Consider the following 19,278-nt stretch of genomic DNA (forward strand, 5'->3'; position numbering starts at 1 on the left):
AGGCATCTTCAATCTAAATATGCTGTTTAAAATACTCGATAGTGCAGCGGTGAATAGCCTTTCTGCATTGCATCAACCATTCTCAGCATCACAGGAAGTGAATGCTTGAAGAAGATTTCATAACCCTCACAGAGAACATTGAGATCTTCACCATTATCACTACTAGCGACTCTGTTCTTTGGACAGCCCCCGTTGCATAAAGGTTTAAAATCACATTGCAGACATTTTTGGCTTAATGACTCGTGTTTATCTTGGCCAAAATTGACTTGTTGCTCAGAACTCACCATGGCCGAGAAGGAGGCCTTGTTCTGGTGAATATTACCAAGCTTGTATTCATCATAACCATAATGATCACAGCTAAAAACTTCTCCATTGGACTCGATCATGAGTTGCTGACCACAGGTATCGGCGTGGTGGCACATCTGGCTCTGCTGCCCCATTAGAATCATCAGGCAGTTTTCAAAGAATTGGACATAAATTTTACCTATGTCGTTTTCTACCCACTCATCGAATACTTCACACAGAAATTGTCCCCATTGTTTACCCGAAATGGTCCAGTCATAATCGAATCTGCGATCCATTTCATGATCGATACAAGGCTGAAATTGCAGATAAGTGCTGCCGTTATCCTTTAAAAACTGATAGATCTGCTTCCCGTGGCGATAACTCTTATTATTAATCACTGTGAGTGTATTGAAATCAACCTTATGCTGTTGCAGATGACGCATGCCTCGCATGGTTCTTTCGAATGAGGAATGTCCGCTTTTATCAATACGAGCAATATCATTGATAAGTTGCGGACCATCTATGCTGATCCCAACCATAAAGTGATGCTTAGCGAAGAAAGCGGCCCAACGATCATTAATTAAGGTGCCATTGGTTTGAATTGTGTTTTGGATGGGTGTGGCGGATTTTTGCTGCTGCTGTAATTCAATGGCAGAGCGATAGAAGTCTAATCCTCTCATCATAGGCTCACCGCCATGCCAGATAAAATCGACAACACCAGCCTGTTCAGGTTGTGACTTCATATGATTAACAATCATTTTCGCTAATGTCGCTTCATCCATTCCTGGCTTTTGCTTATCTTCATTTTTGAGGTAATAGCAATAGTGACAATCCAAATTGCATTTAGCACTTTCAGATTTAATAAAGAGGCTATATGGCATTATTGGTGCCGGATCAGATGCCACTGTCATCCTATTACCTTCTTTCATAAAAATTATCGATTGTTATTAATTTATGCAATTTTATTGACCCAGTCGAATTGATATTTTTAATAGTGGTTATTCATTCTTTTAATTGTTAATTACGACTAAGAGTCGCTAGCCTTTGCTGATATCTATGAAAGAGGCGTTAATATGAAAAAGGCGATAATTTCTACACTCATTGCGGCAAGTTTATTAAGCAGCACAGCGGCATTTTCGGCTGAGTTGACACCAATAAATCCCCAGGAAGAATTGGCGTATAACTTAGGGCTACAGGCCTTTATATACGGTGCAGGCCCATTGACCGTAGCGCAAGTCAGGCAAACCTCAACAAGCGTAAACACGCCGATGGATAATGGCATGGCACCTATGAACATGATGGGTAAAACCGTTAGCTTAGCTGGGCCAGATGACAAAATTGTTCCAACGGTGAATAACGACACCTTGTATTCACAATCACACATCAATTTAAATCAAACTGGCCCCTTAGTGATTGAAATACCGCCCACGAACAATCGTTATTTCATTGTGCAACTGCTGGATGATTACTCCGAAGCCGTAGGCAATTTAATTGAAGATAATGTCGGTAAAGATGGCGGTAAGTTCCTGCTAGTGAACAAGGGCTGGAAAGGAGCTGACGGTAAAACCCCTGATGGAATTGACGGTATCATAGAATCGAGAACCCCCTTTGTCTGGTATATTCAAAGAACTGGAGTTGCCGGTAATAAAGATTTAAATGCCGCATTAAAAATTCATGATGGCTTCATTAATTACCCCCTATCAGAACTTGGACAGCAGCACCTAAGTGTGAAATTAACCCATGCTAAAGGTGGCATCCCTCCTATGGCCCGTCCTCAAGGATTAGACTGGTATAAACTAATTGATAAAGAGTTACGCAATAATCCCATTCCTGCCGATGCCTCTATCGTCGATCAATTTAAGTACATAGACATAGGTAGAGATAAACCCTTCGACCCAGATAATTTGACGGCAGATCAGAAAAAAGGTCTGATGCGCGCGCTCAATGCTGCACCACAGATCATCGAATACGCAGGCCGAAATTTAGGCACCAAGAATAACGGCTGGTCGATGATGTTTAAGGGAGGTAAGTACGGTAATGATTTCTTAAGCCGGGCCAGTATTAACTTCCGCGCCGGGGGATTAAATACTAAAGAGAGAGCCTTATACCCCAATCGTTATACGGATAATGATGGGCAACAACTGTCAGGAAAGAATCAATACAGAATGACGATGCCAGCGGATGCGCCGGCAAAAGCATTTTGGTCATTGACCATGTACGATGCGAAGCACTTATTTATGGTACCCAACAGTATTAACCGCTACTCGATATCAAGCAGCCGTAAAGATGAACTGACTTACAACAAGAATGGATCATTAACCGTATGCATTCAGCACGATAAGCCACTAGATGCACAATGTAACTGGCTACCCGCACCGGAAGAAAAATTCTACTTGCATATGCGCTTGTATGAGCCAACCCAAGCTGTATTAGACAACACCTACCAACTTCCCCAAGTGGTCAAACAGTAATGACATTATTCCGAGTAAGTCTCTGAACTTAAAATAGGCTTATATGGAATGAGATTAACCAACCATTAAATAAGTCTCGATGAAGAGTATCTTGGGTGTTCGCTCAAGATACTCTTTTTGTTTGGCACTTTGCACAGAAAGAGAATTATTCTATGAAGAAAATACACTCCTTAACTTTATTAAGTTCAGCCTTGCTGCTTGCCTGTCAGGCAAACGCGGCCGGCACCTTAATCCCAGAAATGAGTACCATGACAGTGAGCACAGCCGGAGCAGGCAGTGCTGTGATAGCCGAAAATGCCTCGGTAGCATATTCGAACCCCGCAGGTATGAGCTACCTCGATGGCGATGCACTGAGCGTTAACCTGGCCATGATGGATCTCGGGGTTCATTATAAAGATGCATCAGATCCCAGCTTGGATAGTGGCAATGCAGGGGGACTGCAACCCTATGGTTCCCTCTATTATGTACATCAACTAAATGATGATGTGCATCTTGGCATGAGCATCTCAGTTCAGGGAGGAAGTGCATTAGACTATGGAACCAGCTATGGAGGAGCATTAAATTTAAATGATCTCAGATTATCGGTAATGCAGTTTAATCCAAGTGTTTCTTATCAAGTTAATCCAAAGCTCTCCCTAGGTGCAGGCCTTCAAATTGACTATGCGACATTTGAAGAAAATCTGTTATATGGTCAAGCCAATGTGAATACAGACAGTTGGTCTTTGGGTTATAACCTTGGCGCCATATATCAGTGGAATAAAGATACACGTTTTGGTATTACCTATAGATCTCGAATGGAACATGACTTAACCGGAACGTTTAATAGTAGTTCAATCAAGGTAGATCTACCGAATGTGCCTGACCAATTGGATCCAAGCATCTCTGCCAAATCTGGCCTAGCAGGTTTAAATGTATTGAACCCACGTCAAGTTGAAGTCTCCGGACTGCATCAATTATCTCAACCTCTGAGTCTTGTTTGGAGCCTAGGTTTTGAACAATGGAGTGATAATGAATCGACCCGGATATCAATTAATGGCAATAATGTGACTCAAATAGCTCGTAATTTTGACAATGTATGGACTGGCGCCCTGGGCGCTCGTTATCAATTAACGTCTAGAGTACGATTGGAAGCTGGCATAGGATATGCAAGTTCTCCATTAGATGTGCCTGAATACCAAGGTGCTGACCTACCTGTCGATACCCAGCACCGCTACAGTATTGGCGTAACGTATCAATGGACCAAAGACATCACCTTCAATACATATTATAGCTATGTGGATTATGGCGAACCTGAGATTAATAATGATGGCATGAACGGACAATTTGATAACTCGAATCAATTTTTTGGAATTACCATGAACATGGCCTTTAACTAACCCGCCGATAAGTAACCGACACAACGCTTATCTAATCACCCCATAGATAGCATCTTAATCCAGCTTAAGGGGGGAGTTACTCCCTTTAACTCTTCCCTTTCTGGTGTAGACACCCGTCTCCTGTCAATAATCTAAAGTACGATTATATTTTGAATTTATAGGTCAGCCACATTTGTTGATCGGTACTGCCAGTAAACATAACGATGTTACTCTTGTCTATCTTATATCCTAGGCTAAGCTCGGCATAAAAGTCACGAAACTCCTCACCATCCAGACCGTATTTATATTGCGGTGATACCATAATAAAAAACTTATCATCAATTTTGTATTTAGCGTAAATCTGAGTATTAATTAGCTTGGTATCTTGAAACTTCTGGTTAGCTTCCCAAGACTTGCCATAGGTGATCCCAGCATATAACCTCAGTTTATCATTGATAGGAATCACCTGTAACACACCAACTGTGGCGTATTTAGAGCTGAAACCATCGATGTGGTTATCTTTACCCGCATCGATATAAATGCCTGTACCAGTAATTTTATTTGGTGTAAAAATACGAGCGCGATAGGTCTCAAAATTGTTGCTGGCTTCCACTTTTCCCATTACAGCCCAGTCCTTCTTGCCTGCAGAAAATTGCAGCGCCCCTCCCAAGCCCTGATCACCAGCCTTAATATCTCCGCCAGTGTACACAGCCATGGGATCAGACATGTCCACATCATCAGCTGTTGCAGCTGCAGCGCAATAGAATGGAGTTAAAGCAATCACTAAGAGAGATAGTGGTATATATTTCATCGAACACCTTGCTTAAAACATGAAGAGAAATAAAAAGGAGCGAAATGCTCCTTTTTTCAAGATTAGGCTTCAGTCAAATACCCTACTTAACTGAATTATCCGACATGCCGATCCCACCCGACTTCTGGCGAGGAGGGAAAGCTTTCAATGATTTTTTGTACTCCACAATTGATTTTTGCAATATTGGCACCACCCAAGAACGCTCTTTCATCCATAGAAACCAACCGTTGGTATCGATACTGCGCTCAAAAGGATCCGCCTTAATATCGAGTATGATGCCCAGAGGCCAGGCTTTTGCAGGTTCGGTCCACTCGGTCTTAGTTTTCAAGTGCACTTTCCACTTGTCAACACGAAATGCATTCAAATGTTGCTCGTTATAAAAGAAGAAGTCGTGACGCTTACTCGCTCCATTGTTAGTCAGCATATCTAATTGGTTGTAACCGTCTAAATGCACCTTGTAGCTTGTGTCGCCAATTTTCTTACCTTGAAGTAATTCCTGCTTAATTTTAGTATTGCCGGTGGCTGCAGCCATTAGGGTAGGAACCCAGTCTTCAGAAGTCATAAAGCCACCTGTGTACTTCCCTTCGGGAATGTGTCCTGGCCAGCTAATCAGCATAGGCACTCTAAAACCACCATCCCATGTTGTCCCCTTCTGGCCACGGAACTCAGCCGAACCCGCCATTGGCCAGTGATCTAAGTTAATACCGTTATCTGAGGTAAACATGATGATGGTATTGTCAGTTTCTCCGAGGGCATCTAATTTATCTAACAACACCCCAATTTGATCATCTAATTCTTTCAATGCATCGAAGTATTCAGTATGTCCGCTCGAACCTAAATACTCATCTTTGACATGAATTTGTTGATGCATACGCGATGGGTTAAACCACATAAAGAAGGGCTTATCGGGCTGGGTTGACTCGTGCTTATCTAACCAATCCGTGGAAAACTTCACAAAGTCATCATCAATGGTTTTCATGCGTTCTGCGCCTAAGGGGCCTTTATCTTCTATGCGTTGCTTACCTATTTCCCCCCAGCGAGCCTGTACGGTTTTATCATAATGATCGGTGGCATAACTGTGGATCATATTTCGTGGACGTCCGACAAAATTCGGATCTTTAGGGAAGTTTGCTTGCTCGGGCATTTCCATGACATTTAAGTGATACAGGAAACCGTAAAACTCATCGAAGCCATGCACTGTAGGCAGAAATTTATTACGATCCCCTAAATGGCTCTTACCCACATGAACCGTCGAGTAGCCTTTGGCCTTCAGCATCTGAGCCAAGGTAGGATCCTCTTTTTGCAAACCAATATTTGAGCCTGGTTGCCCCACGGTTGTCAGACCCGTTCGATAAGGATATTGGCCGGTAATGAAGGCACTTCGACCCGCAGTAGAACTACCTTGAGCATAATAATCACTCACCATCATGCCGTGTTTGGCAATCCGATCTATATTGGGAGTTTCGATTGCCCCTAAACCACGGTGATAAGCTGAGATATCCATTGGGCTAACATCATCAATCATAATAGTGACAATGTTAGGTTGTGTATGAGCCGCATGAGCGCCAAAAGAGGTCACGGCGATCGCCAAGGCTGTCTTGGCTAAGCTGGTTTTTTTCATTGAGTAGTACCTATAAATTTAAAGAGTCATAGCTGCAATTAATCGATTATTTCGACGGATTAATCGCTGGTACAGTCCACTTCATGTCGAGAATTTGTTGTGATGGAACATATAAACGAGTGATGGCATAGAAGTTTCCTTTGGCTGTTGGTAGCCAGTTGGAGACCTGTCTGCTGCCTGTGGGTTTTTTATGGGATAGGACAAGATCGAACGAGCCATCATCATTCTTGATGAGCGGGGTTTGGTCGCTGATGCTGAAACGATTAATTTCATTACCAATCAACATCTTTGTTTTTGCATCATATAGAGTAACGGACCAGAACGAGTGAACCGGCGGCGCACTCCTAAAGTGCATGCTGTAGTTCTTATTACCCGTTAGCAATTGACCTTGTGAGTCGGTAAAAGCGATCGGATACATGGCTTCCTTCGCGCCTTGACCACCAAGGTAGGGGTGCGAAATAAGTGAGCGTAAGGCGTTGTCATCACCAAATTGATCAAGCACAAAAGAGTAGAACCAGGCATCTTTCTGAGTCAGAGTAACTGGATTTGAGGTTTGCGCAGCGACAATTTTTTGTCCGTCTCTGACTGCTTTCTCCAGTTGCACCTTCATCGCTTGAGTTAATTTACTGGGATCAAACCCATTTTCAGTCAGACCGATTTTCTTGAATTGCCCCAATAGTGCTTGCTGGCGTTCAGGAATAGGATTGGCTTTTAGATAAACACCTAGCTCTTCATAGAATCTAAGAGGATCCTTAGCAGCTCCAGCTCTTGGCGATAAAGGAATAGAGGTAACGTCGGTAATTTCACCTGACAGATACATGCTCAATGGTGTCAGAGTGTAATGATCTTGAATCTCATGAACCTTAGAGTAATCTTTTTCACCAAAGACCTGAGTTCGTCCCCATAACCAAACCTTAGCGGTCGGCGCTTCTACAAGCGTGACCCCCTCAGGCACGTCGCCTTGCCAACCTGGTGGCACAATCATAATTTTCTGCGCAGATGTTCCCGTAGTGCGGGTTCCCACGTACTTAAACAGGTTATGCCACATATCAAACATGTCGATGACAAAATAGCGGTCATCGACTTCAGGCGTCGATAAGATCATTGGCTGTGTCGACACATCGACAATGGCACTCGAATACAAGGTATCGCGATTTGCGGTGGGCATGTCGGTATCTTCATCGGTAGGAAGACGACGGGCATGGCCAAAATGATTTAAAGGCGCACGATAACTAGTATCATTTTGAGCCTGTGATAGATCTGTATATTGACGTGCAACTTGCTCCATCCTAACTAAGGTCGAGCCCCATAAATAGGCATCGGTTGCCAATAGGTAACTTTCTTGATCTAGCCAGGTGCTGGCTTGATTGTCTTGGATCTGGGAGGCTGCAGACGAGGGGGATGGTTTCATTTCATGAGCACTGACGCCCATAGAATGCATTAAGACCGTTGCCACAATAACGGCGGTCATTCGTTTCTTAAACATAAGCTACTCCTCTCAAGTGGATAGGAGTAGCTTACGTATTTTCGCTAAAATTTATCTCTATACTCTCTATTATCAATTTAAATAGAGAAATTTAGTTGAATTAAAATAACGAGATAGCGAGTTTCATTGTTTGAAGCCGAATGTCTCTAAACCTAAGGGCAAATTTGGGCTAATATCTCTTTCGACTCCCTGATTAACCATTCGGTTAAGGGTTGTTTACGGTTTGTTTGGTGACAGAAAAATGCAATTTTTCTTTGATAGCCTTTCGGAACTAACTCTTGGGGAAGAGGGAGAAAACGAAAGTTGTCGCCAATAGAGACTTGCAGTGAGCGCGGCATGATACCGATATAATCACTCTCTTTCATTAAATTGGTCATCAAGGATATATCACCGGTTCTCAGGCTTATTTTTTTCTTCAGCTTGAAATGACGAATGAGCTTCTCGGCCTTAGACGGGCCGGTGACACCAGGAATAATACTAATACAGATAGGGTACGGCAGCAGGGCTTCGACCGTCGCTTCCTTTAGGGGATGGTCTTTTCTCACTACCAAGGCAAATTCATCGCTGCCGATCTCTTGCTCCATTAAGGTCTTATTGGTTTCCATGGGAAGATAGGTAATGCCGAAATGCTGCGCATTTAGCTCGAGCTGTTGCGGCGTATTCAGACTCCAATGGGAACATTGCACCGTGAGTTCGGGGGCTAATGACGTGAGTTTTTTTATTAAATGAACCCCAAGAGTCGGTATCAGAGGCGGTGAGAGAATGAGATGAAGTTCCCCACTAAGCTCTGAAATATCCCACTTGGTGTTATCGCTATACAGCTTATCTAGTTGAATAAAGATATCGGGTAAGCTTGATAAAATTTGGGTGCACTTTCTTGTCGGCACAAGAAAGTTTTTATCTCTGATAAAGAGGGAATCGTCAAATTGATCCCGCAATTTCTTCAACATAATACTGATCGTCGGTTGGCTTAAATTCATGCGTTTAGCGGCTAGTACCGTTTGTTTCTCTTCAGCTAAAATAATCAACAAACGCAGTAAATTTAAGTCTTTAGCCATTATGTTTATCCCGAGTTATAGAAGTAATAGTCTATCACAGGCCTATTACATCCAAATATGCAATCTAAGCCTTACTACCTGGCTTTCTGATCAGGAGTACTGACACCACGGCAATCAACAGCAGAGCCGCCAACATGTAGAACACATCATTATAGGCCTGAATATAGGCTTGTTGTGTCATGGTCTGACTCAGCATGGCATGGGCTTGGGCCGATGCCGTCACAGGATCTGAACCCGCCTGTATAAACACATTGGTGGTTTGAGTGAAATAGTCATTAGCCAAGGGACTCACCGCCGGTAATGTCTCTTTAATATGAGCCAAATGCTCCCGTGACAGGTTATCTGTCATGGTCGCCACCAGAGCGATACCACAGGCCCCTCCCAGGTTTCGCATCACATTGAGTACCGTCGATGCCGAGGCATTTTCATGGGGCTTAATATGCATGGTGGCTATGATACCGATAGGCACCAGAATAAATGGCTGACCCAGAGCGCGCACCACTTGGGAGGCTATCATCTGATGACCGGCATAATCCGCCGTCATATGACTGTTCATATAGTAACTCAGAGAAAACATGGCGAAACCAAATGCCGCCAGATAGCGCCCATCGAAGCGCTCCATCAACTTAGGAATAAATGGCAATACCAGCAGTTGAGGAAAGCCCATCCACATGATCACTTCACCTATCTCCAGCGGACTATAGTCATGGATCTGTGACAGATATAGCGGGATTAGGTAGATGGCACCAAATAGCGCCATGCCAAGTAGAAAGTAAGCTAACGTCGAGAGGGCAAAGTCTCTGTGCCTCAGTAGCCTGAGATTAACCAGAGGTTCTTTCTTCTTTAGCTGAATATAGATAAACAGGGCGATATTGACGGCGGCAACCAGACTCAGGTTGCGGATCAGATCTGAGCTAAACCACTCTTTGCGATTGCCCTCTTCGAGCACCACTTCCAGACACCCCATGCCCAGCGCCATAGTGATGATGCCAGACAGGTCCATATTTTTCAGTTTATCCCATACCACCGGCTTCTTCTCCAAACCATAGGCGAGCATGGCCATCACCAGAAGCCCTGGGGGAACATTGATATAGAAGAGGTAGTGCCAGCTAAATTGCTCGGTCAACCAGCCACCCAGAGTCGGGCCGATAGACGGGGCAAAGGTGGCGGTCACGCCAAACAAGGCCATGCCCACGGCGCGTTTATCGTCGGGAAGAAACTCTAGAATCAATCTAAAGGCTAAGGGGATCAAGGCGCCACCGAAGAAGCCCTGCATGGCCCTAAAGGCGATCATAGATTCAAGATTCCAGGACATGGAACAGAGTATCGATGCGCCGATAAAGGCGGTTGTGGTCCACAGCAGATAGCGTCGTACCGACAGGCCTTGGCTCAACCAGCCAGACAGAGGAATGGCGATCATCTCGGCCACCAGATAGGCGGTCGCGATCCAGGAGCCTTCCTCTAAGGTCGCGCCAAGACTGCCCTGAATCTCCTTCATGGAGGCATTGGTTATCTGAATATCCAGAATAGCCATGAAAGCGCCGATAAGACCACCGAACACGGCAATCCAGGCTCGGCGACTGCCCCTCTCATAGCCCTGTGGCTTGACCGTCACAGTGGATGACGGCTCTGATACTGACTCTACAGCGGCGCTCATGACTAGCGATCCAAATTAGCAGCGAGGGCCTGCTCTAGGGAAGCACTGCGGGTATCGACCTTAACCACGGCGCTCAAACCCGGAACAACCCTCGCCTCCTCTTCGCTGAGGTCTAGACGGATCCGCACCGGAATGCGCTGCACTATCTTAGTGAAGTTACCCGTGGCATTCTCCGCCGGCAACAGACTAAATTTGGCACCGGATGCGGGTGACAGACTATCGATAACACCTGTAAAGGTTTTGTCGGGAAACGCATCGAGACTAACTTTCACCGTTTGACCGGGCTGCATATGTTGGATCTGGGTCTCTTTAAAATTAGCCGTGATCCAAACAGCCCCATCCGGCACCAAACTGTAGAGCGCCTGACCAGGCTGCACATACTGGCCCTTCATGGCCCCGCGCTTACCTATCACACCCGAAAATGGTGCCCGCACTTGGGTATCTGCCAACTGTATCTTAGCGAGATCCAATCCGGCTCGAGCTTGCACTACATTGGCATCGGCCTGTACGAGCTGAGCGTAAAACACCTCGAGCTCTCTGCGTTTAGCGATCAGCGCTGCCTTTGCTTCATCCAAATGCGCCTTAGCAGACTCAAACCCGGCCTGCCTCTCATCGACATCGTCTTGAGAACTATAATTCTTTACCTTTAACTTCTTCGAACGAGTCAGTTGCTGCTGTGCACGCAAACGATCCGACTCGGCAGCGATCACCCCGGCCTGAGCTTGAGAGATCAGTGCCTGTTGCAGGCTGACTTTAGCCACTAAGGTCTGTTGCTCGGCTTTAGTGCTATCCAACTCCGCCTGATTCTGGGCGACCTTAGCCTCATATTGATTATCTTCGAGCTGAGCCAGTAGCTGGCCAGCTTCTACATGTTGATTATCGGTAATCTCGGTCATCACCACATAACCGGGCACCTTGACGCTGATGTTGGAAATATCCGCTTCCACATAGGCGTTATCTGTGGATTCGAAGAAGCGCACCTGAGTCCACCAGTAATAGCCACCACCCGCTATGACTGCGATGAAGAGTGGCGCTAGAATGAATAATTTACTCTTGGACATACATGACTCCTTGATTAGTATTTCATAGTCTACTACTGTCTCCATATGTTTATTAGATAGTTAAAATCTTACCCACTGTTTCACAGGTGTAACAATCATGGATCTCAATCGCGTACAGATGTTTGATCAAGTCGTCGAACAGGGAAGCTTTACCGGAGCGGCTAAGGCCTTGGGCCTGACCAAGGCGACGGTGAGCCGTAAGATTGCCGAATTAGAGGCTGATGCTGGGGTTCAGCTCTTATTTCGCACCACCAGAAAACTCAAATTGACCGAGGCAGGCTCGGCCTATTACAACCGGGTTCACCGTATTCTGGCGGATCTCAAGCAAGCAGAAGTTCAACTCAGCGCCAGCCAAGAGGTGATCAAGGGCAAGCTCAGAATTGTCTGTCCCATAGAGCTGGGGCAGCTATTTTTGGGGAAAATCTTTGCCCGCTTCCTTAGGCGTTATCCGGACATCTCCATAGAGGCCGAACTCAGTAACCGCAAAGTCGATGTGATTGAGGAAGACGTGGATATTCTGTTTCAGATAACCTCGTCAACAGATACTAGGCTACAGAGTTATGATCTGCTTATTACTGCCAAGACCCTGATGGCGAGCCCGGAATATCTGGCTCGTAATGGCACCCCACAGACTCCGCAAGATCTCAACCAACATAAAGCCATCAAGCTAAAATCCGCTCATATAGATGCTAGTTGGACCCTGTTTGACGGAGATAAATGGGTAACTTCAGATCCAGAAGCACAACTGACGGTGAACAATGTAACCTTAGCTAGAGAAGCCGCAATAGAGGGATTAGGCATAGCAACAGTGCCCAATATCATCGCCCAACAGGCCTTAGATAATAAACAACTGATTCCTCTGCTGGAGGACTTTCCCATGACCCAAACTAAGCTCATTATGAGCTTTCCACAACGAGCCTATCTACCGAGAAAATACCGGGTGTTTATCGAATTTCTCTATGAAAGTCTGAGCCAAAATCCGGATAATATTCTGCTCGAAATTCCGGACTTCATCTCAATGCCACAAAAGTAATACCCGACTTTTTAAACAGGCATAAAAAGCCGCAAAATAATAACTTCTGCGGCTGATTCAATGATGTTAAGTCAACACACTTAGTAGCCAGGCACGGGCTCAACGCCCAGCTCAGTTGCAGCATCGGCTCGCCTGCGCTGACGCCAGAAAACAAATCCTGCCAGCATCAGGGCCGGAATGAATATCCACTCTTTAGCGAAGCGGGCATTCGTCTGCTGTACCGCGAGAATTTGCTGATCGAAGTCGATGCCCGCCTTCTGTGCGTTACTGGCAAAGCCAACCATATCCACAACAGTCTGGCCTTTATCATTTTTCATCAGCATCAGGCCTGCTGCATCGAGTCGCTGCTGGGCAGTATCTGCCTGTGGCAACTCCAGTATCACCACCCTCTGCTTACTCTCACCTTTATAGGTTTCATAGCCCAGCACCAGACGTAATGGTTCATCATCCTTGAGCGTATCGACAACCTGAGTGATATCACTACCCGGGTGTTCGATAAACTTAGCCTGTATCTGATCCACCCAAAAATCGGCACGAACCAAACTAAAGGCCACCAGAATAAGCAACACTGACTCATAACGCTTATTGTTAGTAACGAAATAACCCTGCATTGCCGAAGCGAATAGGCACATGGCTACCAAGGTATAACTAAAGATGAACATCATCTGCCAGATACTGTCTATGCCCACCAAGATGATGTCAGTATTGAAGATAAACATAAATGGCAGAACCGCAGTCAACATGGCATATTTAAAGGCCTGAACCCCTGTCTTTATCGGATCGGCCTTGGATATTGCCGATGCCGCGAAGGCCGCCAAGCCAACCGGAGGAGTGATATCCGCCATGATGCCAAAGTAAAATACAAACAGATGTACTGCGATAAGCGGCACAATCAAGCCATGCTGAGCACCTAAACTAATCACGACTGGCGCCATCAGACTAGACACGACAATATAGTTAGCCGTCGTCGGCAAACCCATGCCCAAGATCAGGCTGATCACCGCAATCAAGACTAACATCAAGCCTAAACTACCACCGGACATCACCTCCACCAGCTCGGTCATCACAGGGCCCAGACCAGTCAGAGTCACTGCGCCGACGACCACACCGGCAGCAGCAGTCGCCACGCCTATGCCAATCATGTTTCTGGCCCCGGTTTCTAAGCCATCGAGCAGATCTCGAACGCCCGCCTTGATATCATTCACTCCTCCATTTTTCCCCCTGAAGAAGCTAAATAACGGTCGCTGTGACAGCAGAATAAAGATCATAAAGGCGGTGGCGTAAAAGGCCGAAAGACCAGGCGATAGCTTCTCCACCATCAGGCACCAGACCAAGATGACCACAGGTAACAGGAAGTGCAGACCAGACTTAACCGTAGGTCCGAGCTTAGGTAGTACAGGCGTCGTACAGTTAGGATCGTCAATCTCTAAATCCGGGTACTTAGCACTATGGGAAACCAGAAAGATGTATGCCAGTAAGGTGCCCACAGAAATGATCCAAACTGCGGCATCCCCCGTATTACCCTTGACAAAATCCAGTGCAAAATACACCACACCGGCGAGAATTATCAGGCTGGAGATGGTGATACCCGAGCGCAACAAGCGTATCTTCCAAGGCGCTGGCGGTTCGGTGCGCGCTATGCCCTGCAGGTTAGCCTTCAATGCCTCCAGATGCATGATGTAGAGGAAAGTCAGATACGCTGCTATCGCCGGAATAAAAGCGTGTTTAATCACCTCGACATAGGGGATACCTACATATTCCACCATAAGAAACGCCGCGGCGCCCATTATTGGCGGCATTATTTGTCCATAACAAGATGAGGCGACTTCGACTGCGCCAGCCTTGTAAGCCGGCATGCCCATACGTTTCATCAAGGGTATGGTGAAGGTGCCGGTCGTGACCACATTGGCGATAGAGGAGCCTGAAATGAGTCCCGTCATACCCGATGCCAGCACGGCCGCCTTTGCAGGCCCTCCGCGCATATGGCCCAGCAAAGCAAATGCCATCTTGATAAAGTAGTTACCCGCTCCGGCCTTCTCTAGCAAGGCACCAAAAAGCACAAACAGGAAAACGAAGCTGGTAGAGACACCTAAAGCTATGCCAAACACACCTTCGGTGGTGATCCACATATGGCTGGCAGCCTTGGAAAGTGACGCGCCTCGATGAGAGATCACCTCCGGCATGAAGGGGCCAGCGAAGATATAAACCAGAAACAAGCCCGCGACTATCATCAAGGGTGGGCCTAACGCGCGGCGAGTCGCCTCAAGCAGTAAGACCATGCCGATAACAGCCGCATAGATATCCATGGGTATCGGAGCGCCCGGCCGAGTCGATAACTGCTCATAGAACCAGAAAAGATAGAGGGTGGCTCCAGCTCCCACGAAGGCAAACATCCAGTCGAGAGCAGGGACACTGTGTTTTTTCGACGATTTAAATGCCGGAAATGCCGTAAACGCGAGGAAAATGGCAAATGCCAGATGGATAACTCTGGCTTGAGTGTCATTAATGATGCCAATATTTAGAATAAACGGCAGTGGCGAGGCGTACCAAAGTTGAAACAAGGCCCAAGACAAGGCAATACCTGTGATAAGCTTGCCGGAAAATCCCCTTAATTGCCGAGCTCCGGAGTCATTATTGGCGGCCATTTCCCCTAGCGCCCCTTGTTCTTGTGTTTTTTGCATGTGGATAACCTGCTTGAACTGATTGTGCTCCCCCGACGGGCATCACAAAAATAGTCTCTTTGAAATCTAGCTGGCAAACTAGGGCAGTGTAGAAGCTCCACACTGCCCTAAAAAATAACCAGAATGTGTTCTTTCTCGCTGGCTTAGTTGATTAAGCCAACCTCTTTGAAATACTTCTCTGCACCTGGGTGAAGTGGCGCCGTGTTACCTTCCAACATCTCTGCTTTGGTCAGGTTAGCGAAACCTGGATGTAAGCGGCGGAAGTTATCGAAGTTGTCGAATACCGACTTAACCGTCCAGTAAACCGATTCATCTGAGACCTTAGCGCTCGACACCAGAGTTGCCTTAGCACCAATAGTGGTCACGGGCTTGTCGTTGCCGTTATACATGCCGCCAGGGATTTCATAAGAGACAAAGTAAGGCGTTGACTCAACCATCTGCTTAACTTCCTTGTCATCGACGCTGACCACGGTTGTATCACAAGACGTTGTTGCTTCCTGCACTGCACCATTGGGGTGACCCACGAAATAGACCATGACATCTATCTTGTTGTCACAAAGTGCCTGGGCCTGTTCCGCCGCTTTTAACTCAGATGCAAGACGAAAATCGCTGCGAGTCCAGCCTTTCGCATCCATAATGACTTCGATTGTGGCCCGTTGACCTGAGCCTGGTTCACCGATATTGACGCGCTTGCCTTTAAGATCGTTGAAAGTGGTAATGTTGGCATCTTTACGGGCTACGACAGTAAATGCTTCGGTGTAGATGGAGAACACAGAGCGTAGATCGTCATAGGGCCCGGCATTAGCGAAGGCACCTTTACCTTTAATGGCATTGTATTGCTGATCAGATTGGGCGATACCGAATTCAAGCTCACCCGCTCGTAAGGTATTGAGGTTGTAAACTGAACCACCGGTACTCTCAACTGAACAACGCATGCCGTGTTCTTGGTTATTCTGATTAACTAAGCGACACATGCCGCCGCCAGCAGGATAATAGATCCCCGTGACACCGCCAGTTCCAATAGTAATAAATTCTTGTGCCTGGACTAAGGGGCTCAATGCCATAGTCGATAGTGCCGCAGCAACTAATATGGATTTTTTAGACATGCTTGTTTCCTTCAGTTCGTAAAGTATCGGCGTGATATTTTTCCCAACAAAACCTGCGAATCTTCAAGTACAGAAACCAGCTAAAGTCACTTACTCGATGAACCCCAGATGAACTTAGAAACAATAAATGTTCATATTCACTTTATTGGCACGCTCTAATTTAGGCTTAAACACTCTTAGATCTCGCCATTTCAAGCAAGTCCAACCAGAATAAAAAGCCCAGATAGTGAGATATACCGCTAAAAGCTAAACCTACAGGCAACACAAAACTCGCTTTTGCAAAACACAGGCGTACAGAGGAAAACAAATTACCCCAAAGCGTATCAAAGCGCATCGCCAGCACGTGATCTTATCCACTTTTATAGGCCATGACCTTAGGTTTACAGCATGAAAATCAGGTGAAACAGGAAAACAAACGAGAAAAATATCAACAAAGAAGGTTAATACTGGTCCAATACTTCAAGCAGAGTTGAAGAAAAAATAGATCCAATTTAGGTTTAAATTGTTTTATGCAGAGTGAGAGGAAAGCACTTTATCTATAGCGAGATCGACTAATTTTTCTAAATCTGAGCCTGCGTCTCAAATTAAAAACTCCTCCCCTGCAAAAATGGTTTTAAAGCTGCTAACATTGCAGACAATTTTAAGCATAATGAGATAGATCAAGATGGGAAGAGCATACCAAAACCGCAAAGAGTCTATGGCTAAAACTGCTGGCCAAAAAACCAGAATTTACTCAAAATACGGTAAAGAAATTTACGTTTGCGCTAAGAATGGTGGCTTCGACCCCGACGGCAACCTGCCACTTCGTCAAATGATCGCCAAGGCTAAGAAAGATCAGGTTCCGGCTCACGTGATCGAGCGCGCTCTCGAAAAGGCCAGAGGCGGCGGCGGCGAAGATTATGTCACAGCTCGTTACGAAGGTTTCAGCCCAGGTGGCGCCATGGTCATCGTTGACTGCTTAACCGACAATGGTAAGCGTACCTTCACCGAAGTGCGTCAAGCCTTCGTAAAGAACGATGCCAAGCTAGGTGGACCGGGTACGGTTGGCCACATGTTTGACCATCAAGCCGTCTTTGCCTTCAAGGGCGAAGATGAAGAAGCCATACTTGAAACCCTGATGATGGCCGATGTGGATGTTACCGATATCGAAGTTGAAGACGGTATCGTCAGTGTCTTTGCGCCGCACACAGAGTTTTTCAAGGTCAAGACCTCACTGACCGAAGAGACACCAGATATTAGCTTCGAAGTGGAAGAGATCACCTTCGTCCCGCAAACTTTTACCGACATCACAGATCCTGAAGTGATTGAGCAGTTTGAGAAATTCTTAGCGGCTCTGGAAGATTGTGACGACGTGCAGAACGTCTACCATAACGCTGAGTTGCCTGAGTAACGTTTCTGTATTCGCTGTTATTTATCCAATAACAGCGAATCCTTCTTCAGTTAACTACTTCAAACTGCTGATCCCCCTGCACTAACAAGACTCAAAAATATCCACACAATCTTATAGTCTGCAGTTCCCTGATCTCATCTAAACTTTAGCTATCTCAGGCCTCTTACCACTCATTCTCACAAATGCTTAGAGAACATCAGAAGAAGCCAAATCCAAAAAAGTGGCAGATTAATCATGAAATATACCAAAACAATCCCCTATCTTTTATTGGCAGGAATGCTCACAGCTTGTGGCGGCAGTGATAGTGATAGCAGCACACCAGATACGCCTGATCCCACTACAGGAACATTTAGCCTAGGCGTCTCAGATAACCCCGCTCTGGCCGATAAGGTCAATATTGCCTTTAAACAAGTCGTATTAAAAGGTGAGGATGGTTCAATCTCATTCGATGTCTCTGACAATGAAGGCAACGCCAGTCAGGTCGATCTACTCTCAGTACAAGGACAAACTGTGGCCAATTTAGTCACAGATGAGAGCGTCCCTCTAGGCGAATACCAGATGTGTATTTACATGGAGAACAGAGAAGTCGCCGATGAAACCAGCTCCCATGTAAAAGTTGGTGAAGCTGTTGAGGGGCTAGTCACTAACAATAACGGCTCCTGTGGCGGAATAGGTGCAGATGATCCCGACACGGGCCGACTATTTCTCAATAAAGCCGTCACTATTACCGCGGATAGCAACAGATACGTTGCCGAATTCAATCTCGCCAAAGGCTTACAAGCCCCCCATGGCAATAAAGCCTACTGGACCCTTAAACCCACTTCGGTACAACTGATTAATATTACTGAAGTCGGCGTAATTTCGGGGAACGTTCACTTAGATGTACTGGCTGCCTGTGAAAGCACTTCACCAGGCTATAGTGATCTCGGCTTAGCCATCTATCTCTATCCTCAAAATACATTAATCGAGGCGATGGAAGACTTCAGGCCTGCAGCCACACTCACGGCTCCACTGGCTGCAACGAGAGCTAATCCAGTACTCGAGGCAGATGAGATCACAGGTTACAGCTATGAGTTTGGTTTTATCGAGGCAGGGAGTTATCAGTTAGGCTTTACCTGTGTCGCCGACAATGATGATCCGGAAACGGAGCAAGCTGGTGCCACAGATCCCGTATTTTTCATTCATCAAGCCACAACTGGCAATGTCGATGTGACCATAGGTGCAACGTCAATCTATGATTTTATCCTGCCGCTTAGCTAATAC

14 protein-coding genes are annotated in these 19,278 nt (G+C 46.0%); 5 read left to right on the forward strand and 9 right to left on the reverse strand.

Annotated elements, in window-relative coordinates; translation table 11 throughout:
• Nucleotides 1-26 precede the first annotated feature (26 nt).
• The gene (locus FM037_RS25520; protein WP_185976910.1) at nucleotides 27-1,196 is read right to left on the reverse strand and encodes an anaerobic sulfatase maturase; all 1,170 of its coding nucleotides are present in this window, start codon (nucleotides 1,194-1,196) and stop codon (nucleotides 27-29) included.
• A 162-nt stretch (nucleotides 1,197-1,358) separates the two neighbouring features.
• Here FM037_RS25520 and FM037_RS25525 point away from each other — a divergent pair, with 162 nt between their 5' ends.
• Nucleotides 1,359-2,756, forward strand: a complete 1,398-nt coding sequence (locus FM037_RS25525; RefSeq protein WP_144048309.1) for a DUF1254 domain-containing protein — start codon at nucleotides 1,359-1,361, stop codon at nucleotides 2,754-2,756.
• A gap of 152 nt (nucleotides 2,757-2,908) precedes the next feature.
• Complete coding sequence (locus tag FM037_RS25530; RefSeq protein WP_144048310.1) at nucleotides 2,909-4,132, forward strand: OmpP1/FadL family transporter; 1,224 nt, start codon at nucleotides 2,909-2,911, stop codon at nucleotides 4,130-4,132.
• A 142-nt stretch (nucleotides 4,133-4,274) separates the two neighbouring features.
• Here FM037_RS25530 and FM037_RS25535 read toward each other — a convergent pair whose 3' ends face one another.
• The 6 genes from FM037_RS25535 to FM037_RS25560 form a co-directional block, all read right to left on the reverse strand.
• The gene (locus FM037_RS25535; RefSeq protein WP_144048311.1) at nucleotides 4,275-4,922 is read right to left on the reverse strand and encodes a porin family protein; all 648 of its coding nucleotides are present in this window, start codon (nucleotides 4,920-4,922) and stop codon (nucleotides 4,275-4,277) included.
• A gap of 82 nt (nucleotides 4,923-5,004) precedes the next feature.
• On the reverse strand, nucleotides 5,005-6,543 hold the full coding sequence (locus FM037_RS25540) for a sulfatase-like hydrolase/transferase (protein ID WP_144048312.1): 1,539 nt from the start codon (nucleotides 6,541-6,543) through the stop codon (nucleotides 5,005-5,007).
• A 46-nt stretch (nucleotides 6,544-6,589) separates the two neighbouring features.
• Complete coding sequence (locus FM037_RS25545) at nucleotides 6,590-8,029, reverse strand: DUF1254 domain-containing protein (RefSeq protein WP_144048313.1); 1,440 nt, start codon at nucleotides 8,027-8,029, stop codon at nucleotides 6,590-6,592.
• Nucleotides 8,030-8,181: 152 nt separating this feature from the next.
• Nucleotides 8,182-9,087: a LysR family transcriptional regulator gene (locus FM037_RS25550; protein WP_152830769.1), complete on the reverse strand. Its 906-nt coding sequence runs from the start codon at nucleotides 9,085-9,087 to the stop codon at nucleotides 8,182-8,184.
• Nucleotides 9,088-9,151: 64 nt separating this feature from the next.
• Complete coding sequence (locus FM037_RS25555) at nucleotides 9,152-10,744, reverse strand: DHA2 family efflux MFS transporter permease subunit (protein ID WP_144048315.1); 1,593 nt, start codon at nucleotides 10,742-10,744, stop codon at nucleotides 9,152-9,154.
• 2 nt (nucleotides 10,745-10,746) lie between these two features.
• Entirely contained in the window at nucleotides 10,747-11,805 is a 1,059-nt protein-coding gene (locus FM037_RS25560) for an HlyD family secretion protein (RefSeq protein ID WP_144048316.1), read from the reverse strand.
• 97 nt (nucleotides 11,806-11,902) lie between these two features.
• On the opposite strand from FM037_RS25560, the gene FM037_RS25565 reads away from it, so the two are divergent.
• Complete coding sequence (locus tag FM037_RS25565; RefSeq protein ID WP_144048317.1) at nucleotides 11,903-12,838, forward strand: LysR family transcriptional regulator; 936 nt, start codon at nucleotides 11,903-11,905, stop codon at nucleotides 12,836-12,838.
• Nucleotides 12,839-12,918: 80 nt separating this feature from the next.
• On the opposite strand, the gene FM037_RS25570 is transcribed toward FM037_RS25565, so the two are convergent.
• Nucleotides 12,919-15,519, reverse strand: a complete 2,601-nt coding sequence (locus tag FM037_RS25570) for a TRAP transporter permease (protein ID WP_144048318.1) — start codon at nucleotides 15,517-15,519, stop codon at nucleotides 12,919-12,921.
• 143 nt (nucleotides 15,520-15,662) lie between these two features.
• Nucleotides 15,663-16,625 carry a TAXI family TRAP transporter solute-binding subunit gene (locus FM037_RS25575; protein WP_144048319.1) on the reverse strand — a complete coding sequence of 321 codons (963 nt, stop codon included), beginning with the start codon at nucleotides 16,623-16,625 and terminating at the stop codon, nucleotides 15,663-15,665.
• A 664-nt stretch (nucleotides 16,626-17,289) separates the two neighbouring features.
• On the opposite strand from FM037_RS25575, the gene FM037_RS25580 reads away from it, so the two are divergent.
• Together FM037_RS25580 and FM037_RS25585 are read left to right on the forward strand one after the other, a co-directional pair.
• Complete coding sequence (locus tag FM037_RS25580) at nucleotides 17,290-18,015, forward strand: YebC/PmpR family DNA-binding transcriptional regulator (RefSeq protein WP_144048320.1); 726 nt, start codon at nucleotides 17,290-17,292, stop codon at nucleotides 18,013-18,015.
• 234 nt (nucleotides 18,016-18,249) lie between these two features.
• A complete protein-coding gene (locus tag FM037_RS25585; RefSeq protein WP_144048321.1) occupies nucleotides 18,250-19,275 on the forward strand; it encodes a DUF4382 domain-containing protein in 1,026 nt (341 codons plus the stop codon).
• The last annotated feature ends 3 nt before the right edge of the window (nucleotides 19,276-19,278 follow it).

It is taken from the genome of Shewanella psychropiezotolerans, assembly GCF_007197555.1.
GTDB classification, from domain to species: domain Bacteria; phylum Pseudomonadota; class Gammaproteobacteria; order Enterobacterales; family Shewanellaceae; genus Shewanella; species Shewanella psychropiezotolerans.